The sequence below is a fragment of the Geminicoccus flavidas genome, from assembly GCF_009806515.1.
Classification (GTDB): Bacteria; Pseudomonadota; Alphaproteobacteria; order Geminicoccales; family Geminicoccaceae; genus Geminicoccus; species Geminicoccus flavidus.
Genome location: NZ_WUJP01000575.1, coordinates 1 through 839 on the forward strand (window position 1 = coordinate 1; position 839 = coordinate 839).

An 839-nucleotide genomic window follows, 5' to 3' on the forward strand; every position below is an offset into this window, starting at 1 on the left:
GATGAAGCCCTGAAGGGCCGGGAAGTCGCGGCTGGTGATCGCCTGGAGCGCATAGCGGCCGACCCCTGGCCAGCCGAACACGATCTCCACGATCATGGCCCCGCCGATCAGCTCGCCGACATGCAGCCCGATCGCCGTGACCGGCGGGATCAGGGCATTGCGCACCACATGGCGGCCGATCACGGCGCGCTCAGGGAGACCGCGGGCCCGGGCGAACAGCAGGTGGCGCTCGCCCAGCTGCGCCAGCACCGAGGCGCGCATCAGGCGCAGATTGATCGCAGTCGACATGAGTGCGGTGGCGATCGCCGGCAGGATCAGATGCTCCAGTCCGCCTCTGCCCATCGGCGGCAGCCAGCCCAGCTGGACGGAGAAGACCAGGACCAGGAGGAAGGCCAGCCAGAAGTTCGGGATCGAGGCCCCGACGAAGGCGAACAGCCGGGTGAGCTGGTCCGGCCAGCGGTCCTTGGTCAGTGCGGCCAGGATGCCCAGCGGGATGCCCACCAGGATCACCAGGAGCAGGGCCGCACCGGCCAGTTCCAGGGTGGCCGGCAGGTAGTGGAGCAGTTCGTCCAGCACCGGCCGCCTGGTGACCCAGGACATGCCCAGGTCGAGCCGGACCGCACCCGTCAGCCAGTCCAGGTACTGGACGGAGATCGGCTGGTCGAGGCCCAGCTCCATCCGGGCCTGCGCGAGGGCGGCCTGGGTCGGCGGGATCTGGGCCAGGCGCAGATAGTCCACCGCCGGGTCACCCTGGCCCAGGCGCAGCACAAGGAACACCGCCACCGAGACGATCAACAGCAGCGGCAGGAGGGTGAGGATGCGGCGGAGCGCGAAGCGCA

Annotated in this window: 1 protein-coding gene; it reads right to left on the minus strand. The window is 70.0% G+C overall.

All coding sequences use genetic code 11. The features are described from left to right. Positions 1 to 839 (minus strand): ABC transporter permease subunit (locus EQG76_RS16470; protein ID WP_200840859.1); only part of this gene is annotated, 839 nt, incomplete at both ends.